The organism is Butyricicoccus sp., from assembly GCF_050872565.1.
Classification (GTDB): domain Bacteria; phylum Bacillota; class Clostridia; order Oscillospirales; family Butyricicoccaceae; genus Butyricicoccus_A.
In genome coordinates, this window is sequence record NZ_JBNMHC010000076.1 from 1 (window position 1) to 7,856 (window position 7,856).

Here is a 7,856-nt window from a genome sequence, read left to right on the forward strand (position 1 = left end):
CGTGATGGATGGCGATTTTTGAGGAAAGGCGGAACCGTCATGACGTTTGCCAGTCTGCTGGGAAATACTGAATTGAAAGCGGCTTGGCAACATGCCCTGCGCGGACGATTTCCGCAGAGCATTCTGCTGACCGGTCCGAAAGGCATTGGCAAGCTGACGGCAGCGCGCGTGCTGACCATGGCACTGCTATGCGAGAGCACGGGCGAAAAGCCGTGCGGGCAGTGCGCGGCCTGCCGCAAGGTCGAGCAGAACAATCATTCGGATGTCACCTGCATTGATTTGGGTGATGCAGAGATCAAAGTAGACACGGCGCGCCGCATTCGGTCGGATTGTGCTGTCTATCCGGGTGACAGTGACCGCCGGATTTTTCTCATTCGCCATGCGCAGAATATGAACGCTGCGGCGCAAAATGCGCTGCTCAAGCTGCTGGAAGAACCGCCGGAATACGCCTTTTTTATTCTGATGACGGAAAATGAAAGTGCAATTCTGCCTACGATTTTGTCGCGCTGTACGCAATATGCCTTGGCTCCGCTGGATCGGGGATCCGTGCTGCATCTGTTGCGGCAAAAATATCCGGACAAAGATGCTGCTATCTTGCAGGCTGCCGCCGCAGGCTGTCAGGGCATTGCAGGAGATGCGATTGCGGCACTCAGCGAAGAGGCGGAGGAGATCACTCAGATGGCGGGCGAGTTTTTGTGGGCGCTGGACAGCAAAAACGAATTACGCCTGCTGCAAGCAGCTGAGCACTGCTCCGGCTTGTCACGACAGCAGTTTTCCCATGTGCTGACGGCTTTGCGCACAGCCATGCGCGATGCGATTTTCTGCGCACACGGCATGGCATCGCCGCTGCTTCCGGCACTACAGGAACAGACCCATGCCGTGAGCCGCAGGCTCACCGTTCGACAAATGCTCGCGCTGTACGATTGGATGGGCGAGCTGGATGAACGCATTTCCCGCAATCCGAGCATGGCATTGCTGACAGGCTGCCTTGCTGCCGGAAGTTTTGAGCGGATACAATAGATTTTATGAGAGAGCGTTTTGCCGGTTTGGCGAGACGTAGGAGGAACAATTTTGGCTCAGATTATAGGTGTCCGATTCAAAGAAGTCGGAAAAGTATATTATTTTGACCCGTGCGGCATCGAGACGACGGTGGGACAGCATGTCATTGTCGAGACGGCGCGCGGCGTAGAATATGGAGAAGTCGCAATTGCCAACAAAGACATCGCAGAGGGCGAAGTCGTCAAGCCGCTCAAAAAGCTGCTGCGCGTTGCGACACATTCGGATGAAAAGGTCGTAGAGACCAATCAAAAGCGAGCAAAGGAAGCCTTTGCGATTTGTGAAAAGAAAATTGTCGAGCACAAGCTGGATATGAAGCTGGTCTCGGTCGAATATACGTTTGATTTAAATAAGGTGCTGTTTTACTTTACTGCGGACGGCCGCGTGGATTTCCGCGAGCTGGTCAAGGATCTGGCATCGGTATTCCGCACGCGCATTGAGCTGCGCCAGATTGGCGTGCGCGACGAAGCGAAGGTTCTCGGCGGACTGGGCATTTGCGGCAGACCGCTGTGCTGCGCATCGTTCTTGGACGATTTCCAGCCGGTTTCCATCAATATGGCAAAACAACAGAACTTGTCGCTCAATCCGACAAAGATTTCCGGCACCTGCGGCAGATTGATGTGCTGCCTGAAATATGAGCAGGAGGCCTATGAAGAGCTGGCGCGTGTGACACCGCGTGTCGATTCCACGGTACAGACGCCGGATGGCGTCGGCGTGGTGCTCAGCAATGCCATGCTACGCGGACAGTGCACGGTACAGCTGGAGGATGATCCGGATACGCCGCGCATCTATGCCTGCACGGATTGTCAGGTCTTGCAGGCGGGCCGCAGAACGCGCCGCCCGGCACGTCCGACAACGGCAAAGCCGGCAGCTGCCGCACCGAAGGTGGCGGAAAAGCTGGTCGATACGGTGGAGACAGCGGAGCAGGGTGCAGAGACACAGACCGAGCCGCAGCAGGAGCGCCGCCGCGCCGAGCGTCCGAAGCGCCGCCGGAAAAATCCGGATGCCGCACCGAAGTCAAACAATGAAAAAGAATCCGGCGAAAAGCAGGAAAAGTCAGGAAAATCCGGCGACAAGCAGCATAAAAATCGCCCGCGCCGTCCGCGCCGCGAGCGCAGCAGAAATGAGCAGGGCGATTCCCGTCCGGCACACAACGAGCGCCGTGCATCGGAGGACAAGGAGTTTGTCGATGCGCATCGCCCGCCGCGCCGCCGCCGTCCGAAGAGACGTCCAAAAGAAGAAAACAAAACCGGCGCACCGGAAGCATAACAGAGACAAAGCATCTGCCAATTGGCAGATGCTTTTTTCGTCAGGATGCTTGATGAATAGAGGTGTATATGCTACACTGAGAACAGGAAATGTTGATGGGCAGAAGCTGTACATTTTGCATTTTCATGATATAATGAAATCTAGAAAATAAGAATATAGAAAAGAGTTCAAAGGAGGCTTCCTTCCGCCGCTCGACAGCATAGAGATACAGGGAGGAGAAAGAGCATGAGACATAACTATTTATCGGCAGATTTGGCCAACGAAATCGGCGGCCAAAATCGACACATTGTTCTGTTTGGCCAGGTAGGCAGTGGCAAGACAAGTATTTTTAATCTTCTGGTTTCTCATAAGAAGGACATTGAGCAGAAGGGAACAGAGAAGTATAGCCCGATTGTTGGCAGCTGTCGTCTCGGACACATCGGTGAGGTGACACTGATTGATACGGCGGGACTCAATGATGTCAGTGAATTGAACGGCGAAAATGCCACGACAGTGCGCAATATCGTTCGCCGCGCGGACATTGCGATTTATGTCATTAATATTCAGGAGTTTGACGAGGAAGCACGAAAGACCTATCAACATGCACATGATTGGCTCATCAAAAACGATGTGCCGTATTTGCAGGTATTTAACCGCTGCGATGAAGCATATGCGGGCGATATTGCCAAGCTCAAGATGGAGTTTCCGGATGCCATCTTTATTTCCGCCAATACATCCGGTTCGGTTTCGCTGCTGCGCGCCCGTCTGTCGCAGATGGTGCGCACGAGCGAGGACTTTGAAGGTTCGCTGATACCGGATAATCTGGTGCGAGAGGGCGATTATGTCGTAATGGTAGTGCCGGAATCCGGCTTGATTCATGAGTATCTGATTATGATGGACTTGATTAACCGCGGAGCACGCTGTGTCATCATTCATGAGGATGATTTAGAAAACGCACTCAAAGAGATTCCGCGTGTCGATCTGGTCATTGCCTATGCGCGCTCGTTTAGCAAGGTGCGCGGTATTGTGCCGGAGAGCATTCCGCTGACCTCGTATTCCTTGTTGTATGCCAAGCAGCGCGGTGTGCTCAAGGAATTTATCGATGGTGCACGCACATTGGGCAATCTGAGCAAGGACAGCCGGATTCTCGTTGCTGTTGGCAGCCGTGCGAGTGAAGTATACAAGGAGATCGGCCGCATCAAGATTCCGCGTTCGCTGCGCCGCCTGATTGGCGAGGAGCTGCAAATTGATTATAATTTCGGCTTGGATCTGCCGGAAAATCTGGCAGAGTATGATCTCGTCATTCACGACACCGGCGCAACCATGTCCACTCGCTCAGTACAGGCGCGCGTGGCAATCTGCCGCGAAGCAGGCGTTCCGTCCGCAAACTACGGAACCGTGCTGGCACAGCTGGCAGGCATTCTGGATCGATGTGAACAGGTTTTGCTTCTGGAAGAAGAATAACAGATAAAAAAGACAAAACCGGATGCTCTTACGGGGCATCCGGTTTTTGTGTCACGAAAGTTTATCCCGAAAACGCAAAATTTGCGTTGCTTCTGCAAAATAACAGAAAAATATTCATCAAATTTGGACAAAATGCTGTAAAATACGCCAATGCGTTGTGCAAAACAAAAACATTTTGTAATTTTGATAAATTATCCTTCAAATTCCCGATGAAATGCTGTATAATTTTTCTAGAGATACCTTCTGAATCCGCAGAAGGACGATCTATGAAAAAATTAAAATAGGAAATATGAGGTGTTTTGAAATGGGCTATATGGAAGAATATCGCAAGTGGATGGACTCTCCGGCTCTGACCGCAGAGGAGCACGCCGAGCTGGCAGCTCTGGAGGGCAACGAAAAGGAAATCCAGGAGCGATTTTTTGCGCCGCTGTCCTTTGGCACAGCAGGTCTGCGCGGTACCATGGGTATCGGTCTGTATAAGATGAACCGCTTTACCGTTGGTGCAGCGACACAGGGACTGGCAAACCTGATTAAGCAGTACGGTCCGCGTGCCATGCAGCGCGGCGTAGCGATTGCTTGCGACAGCCGTCTGCATTCGGATGAGTATTCTCATCTGGCAGCCAGCATTTTGGCAGCAAACGGCATCAATGTCATTGAATATGAATCCCTGCGTCCGGTTCCAGTGCTGTCGTTTGCGGTTCGTACCTATGGCACACTGGCAGGCGTTATGATTACGGCTTCTCACAACCCGAAGGAATACAACGGCTACAAGGTTTACTGGGAAGACGGCGCACAGCTGCCGCCGAAGGAGGCTGACGTTGTAGCAAAGGAAATGGACGCGCTGGACATGTTCACAGACGTCAAGACCATGGATCATCAGGAAGCCATTGACAAGGGTCTGATTACGATTATCGGACCGGAATCCGATGAGATTTATCTGCGTCAGATTCAGAAGATGAGCATCAATCCGGACTGCATCGCACAGGTTGCCGATGATTTCAAGATCATCTACACCCCGTTCCACGGTGCAGGCTACAAGCTGGTTCCGGAAATCCTCAAGCGCATCGGCTACAAGCATGTCATTTGCGTGCCGGAGCAGATGGTCATTGACGGCAACTTCCCGACCGTAAAGTCTCCGAATCCGGAGAACAAGGAAGGCTTTAACATCGCTATCGAGATGGCAAAGCAGCAGGGTGTTGACCTGATTATCGGTACCGATCCGGACTCTGACCGCTGCGGCACCGTGCTCAAGAGCAGCACCGGCGATTATGTCACCCTGAGCGGCAACCAGATGGGCGTGCTGCTGATTGACTACATCATCACCGCAAAGAAGCTGACCAACACCATGCCGCCGCATCCGGCAGTGCTCAAGTCTGTTGTTTCGACAGAGATGGCACGCAAGGTTGCCAACGACAACGGCGTTGCTTGCTTTGATACCTTTACCGGCTTCAAGTTCCTCGCAGAGAAGATCAAGGAATTCGAGGCTACCGGTTCGCATCAGTATCTGTTCGCCTTTGAGGAGTCTTATGGCTACCTGTGCGGCGACCATGCCCGCGACAAGGACGCTGTCATTGCTTCCATGCTGATTGCAGAGATGGCTGCTTACTATCGCACCAAGGGCATGACCCTGTACGATGCAATGCAGGATATGTATAAGCGTTATGGCTACTACGCAGAAGAGACCCTGTCCATCGTGATGCCGGGCGTATCCGGTCTGACTCGCATGGCAGAGCTGATGAAGGAACTGCGTGAGACCCCGCTCAAGGAAGTTGGCGGCACCGCAGTCAAGGATGTTCGCGACTTGCAGTCCGGCATCCAGACCGAGCTGGCAACCGGCGCACAGACCGAAGTAGAGCTGAAGGGTCAGAACGTACTGTATTACGATCTGGAAGACGGCACGAGCTTCATCATTCGTCCGTCCGGCACCGAGCCGAAGGTCAAGGTTTACATCATGGCAAACGGCAAGGAAAAGGCAGAAGTGGACGCAAAGATCGAGAAGTACGCTGCTGCTGCAAAGGAAATCGTCAAGTAATTTCATACAAACAACGAATCCCTCCGGAGAAACCCGGAGGGATTTTTTGTTTAATCACATGGAATATACGAGACAAGATCAAACCAGAATGTTACTTGGATAGCGTTATCAATATCGGCGGGACTGTGTTCACCAGTGTCTACCGAAGATTGAATGGTTATTTCATCTGCCTGTTCTGCGAGCTGTAAAATTGTGTGTTTTACAGAGCCTTTAAAACTAAACGCATCACAGATTAAAGTAATCCAACCTGCGTGGTCATCAGTATCTACGAGCAAATTTGCACCGATTTCCTGTGCCAAAGATGCGCAGTGTGAGGACAGCTGATGAAACAGTTGAAATTTATCTGTGTTTTGTACGGTTGGGGTTTGGCTGTCAGTATCAGAATAGTAATACTTTTCAATCCGCATGGGACATCCCTCCTGTATGATAGAATACCAATATTATACTTACATTTTTCAGTATATTCAAGTATCTCTTTTCCTACGATAATAAAACATATATCGTGGGAGGAGGTGCCGGTTTGGTTGATTACAGTCCGCTATGGGCAACAATGAAGCAAAAACAGATTACAACATATACGTTAATCACAAAATACGGCATCAATACCCGAACGATTTTTAATTTAAAACACAACAAAGGGATTACAGTCTATACACTGGAGAAGCTGTGCAACATCTTGCAGTGTACGCCGAATGATGTTTTACGGTTTATAGATAGCAATTCATGAATAATTATTATAAAAGATTACGGCGATTATAGATTATATATTTTACCGGATACGAACTTGCCGGAATCAGCCCTCTCAGTCATTTGCTGCGCAAATGCCAGCTCTCCCGGAGGGAGAGCCAAGAAGGCTCCATCTTTGAGGGAGCTGGATTCGCCGCAGGCGAAGACTGAGGGAGCAGCCAATTCGCCCTGATGAATCAGAGTAACTCGAATACAGACTTGCTCACGAGCGGCTCCTTCCGTCACGGCTGATGCCGCGCCACCTTCCTCAGAGAGGAAGGCTTTTATTTTATGCACAGACCCACTCGTCTCTCCCTCTGGGAGAGATGTCGCGCAGCGACAGAGAGGGCTTGTGCCGGTTAGAAATTCTCTCAGATTTACCTGAGACGACAAAAACCTCCTGTTTTCGCAGGAGGTTTTTGCATATAAGGTGGTATGAGAAGAAAAATAGATAGGCTTAGGTTTCGTCAGAGGAGAGCAGGGAGACATCCTTGCCTTCCAGAATGTAGTTGGTGGTACGCATAGCGCACATCTTGCCGCACATCGAGCAGGTATGACGATCCTTCGGCGGCTTGGACTCAAAGTATTTGCGTGCCTTTTCCCCGTCAATGGCGAGATCAAACATCTCATCCCAATCCAGACGGCGGCGAGCATCGCTCATCTTGTTGTCAATATCCCGTGCGTGCGGGATGCCCTTTGCCATATCTGCGGCATGAGCTGCGATTTTGGAGGCAATAATGCCTTCCTTTACGTCATTGACGTCCGGCAGACGCAGATGCTCTGCTGGGGTGACATAGCACAGAAAGTCTGCACCATATGTCGCTGCAATGGCACCGCCGATAGCAGAAGTGATATGGTCATAGCCTGGGGCAATATCGGTTACGATTGGACCGAGAACATAGAACGGCGCACCGTGACACAGACGCTTTTCGATTTCCATGTTCGCCTTGATTTCATTGAGCACCATGTGACCCGGTCCTTCGATCATGACCTGTACATTCTTTTCCCAAGCGCGCTTGGTCAGGATGCCCAGTTCAATCAGCTCAGTAATCTGGCTGGCATCGGTGGAGTCATGGTTGGAACCCGGACGCATAGCATCGCCAAGGCTAATGGTGACATCGTATTCGTGCAGAATATCACATAGCTCATCGAAATATTCGTAGAACGGATTTTCGTTTCCGGTCATCTCCATCCATGCGAACAGCAGAGAGCCGCCGCGCGATACAATGTTGGTCAGACGCTTGGTCTGCTTGAAGGTATCAATGGTCTTGCGGTTGATGCCTGCGTGAATGGTCACAAAGTCTACGCCGGTCTTGGCGTGCGCTTCGAC

General features: G+C 51.3%; 7 protein-coding genes and 1 pseudogene. 5 read left to right on the forward strand and 3 right to left on the reverse strand.

Annotated elements, in window-relative coordinates:
* The 4 genes and pseudogenes from ACR0P9_RS04860 to ACR0P9_RS04875 form a co-directional block, all read left to right on the forward strand.
* A partial coding sequence (locus ACR0P9_RS04860) for an ATP-binding protein (protein ID WP_432617856.1) occupies positions 1 to 1,020 on the forward strand: 1,020 nt, incomplete at its 5' end.
* A 51-nt stretch (positions 1,021 to 1,071) separates the two neighbouring features.
* Positions 1,072 to 1,875: pseudogene (locus tag ACR0P9_RS04865) on the forward strand (PSP1 domain-containing protein); the annotation flags it as partial.
* 675 nt (positions 1,876 to 2,550) lie between these two features.
* A complete protein-coding gene (locus ACR0P9_RS04870; protein ID WP_432617858.1) occupies positions 2,551 to 3,768 on the forward strand; it encodes a GTP-binding protein in 1,218 nt (405 codons plus the stop codon).
* Between the two features lie 304 nt (positions 3,769 to 4,072).
* Positions 4,073 to 5,800, forward strand: a complete 1,728-nt coding sequence (locus tag ACR0P9_RS04875) for a phospho-sugar mutase (protein ID WP_432617860.1) — start codon at positions 4,073 to 4,075, stop codon at positions 5,798 to 5,800.
* Between the two features lie 50 nt (positions 5,801 to 5,850).
* Here the strand turns inward: ACR0P9_RS04875 and ACR0P9_RS04880 are convergent, their stop codons facing one another.
* On the reverse strand, positions 5,851 to 6,207 hold the full coding sequence (locus ACR0P9_RS04880) for a hypothetical protein (protein ID WP_432617862.1): 357 nt from the start codon (positions 6,205 to 6,207) through the stop codon (positions 5,851 to 5,853).
* Between the two features lie 143 nt (positions 6,208 to 6,350).
* Between ACR0P9_RS04880 and ACR0P9_RS04885 the strand changes: the two genes are divergently transcribed.
* Positions 6,351 to 6,527, forward strand: coding sequence for a helix-turn-helix domain-containing protein (locus ACR0P9_RS04885; protein ID WP_432617867.1), 177 nt, complete (start codon positions 6,351 to 6,353; stop codon positions 6,525 to 6,527).
* Positions 6,528 to 6,553: 26 nt separating this feature from the next.
* Here ACR0P9_RS04885 and ACR0P9_RS04890 read toward each other — a convergent pair whose 3' ends face one another.
* Together ACR0P9_RS04890 and thiC are read right to left on the reverse strand one after the other, a co-directional pair.
* Positions 6,554 to 6,823 carry a hypothetical protein gene (locus tag ACR0P9_RS04890; RefSeq protein ID WP_432617864.1) on the reverse strand — a complete coding sequence of 90 codons (270 nt, stop codon included), beginning with the start codon at positions 6,821 to 6,823 and terminating at the stop codon, positions 6,554 to 6,556.
* A 160-nt stretch (positions 6,824 to 6,983) separates the two neighbouring features.
* A partial coding sequence (gene thiC / locus ACR0P9_RS04895; RefSeq protein ID WP_432617866.1) for a phosphomethylpyrimidine synthase ThiC occupies positions 6,984 to 7,856 on the reverse strand: 873 nt, incomplete at its 5' end.

Excerpts from the sequence above, each read along its gene's own strand:
- ACR0P9_RS04885 (WP_432617867.1), top strand. The coding sequence starts at position 6,351 with ATGAAGCAAAAACAGATTACAACATATACGTTAATCACAAAATACGGC.
- ACR0P9_RS04870 (WP_432617858.1), top strand. The coding sequence starts at position 2,551 with ATGAGACATAACTATTTATCGGCAGATTTGGCCAACGAAATCGGCGGC.
- ACR0P9_RS04875 (WP_432617860.1), top strand. The coding sequence starts at position 4,073 with ATGGGCTATATGGAAGAATATCGCAAGTGGATGGACTCTCCGGCTCTG.
- ACR0P9_RS04880 (WP_432617862.1), bottom strand. The coding sequence starts at position 6,207 with ATGCGGATTGAAAAGTATTACTATTCTGATACTGACAGCCAAACCCCA.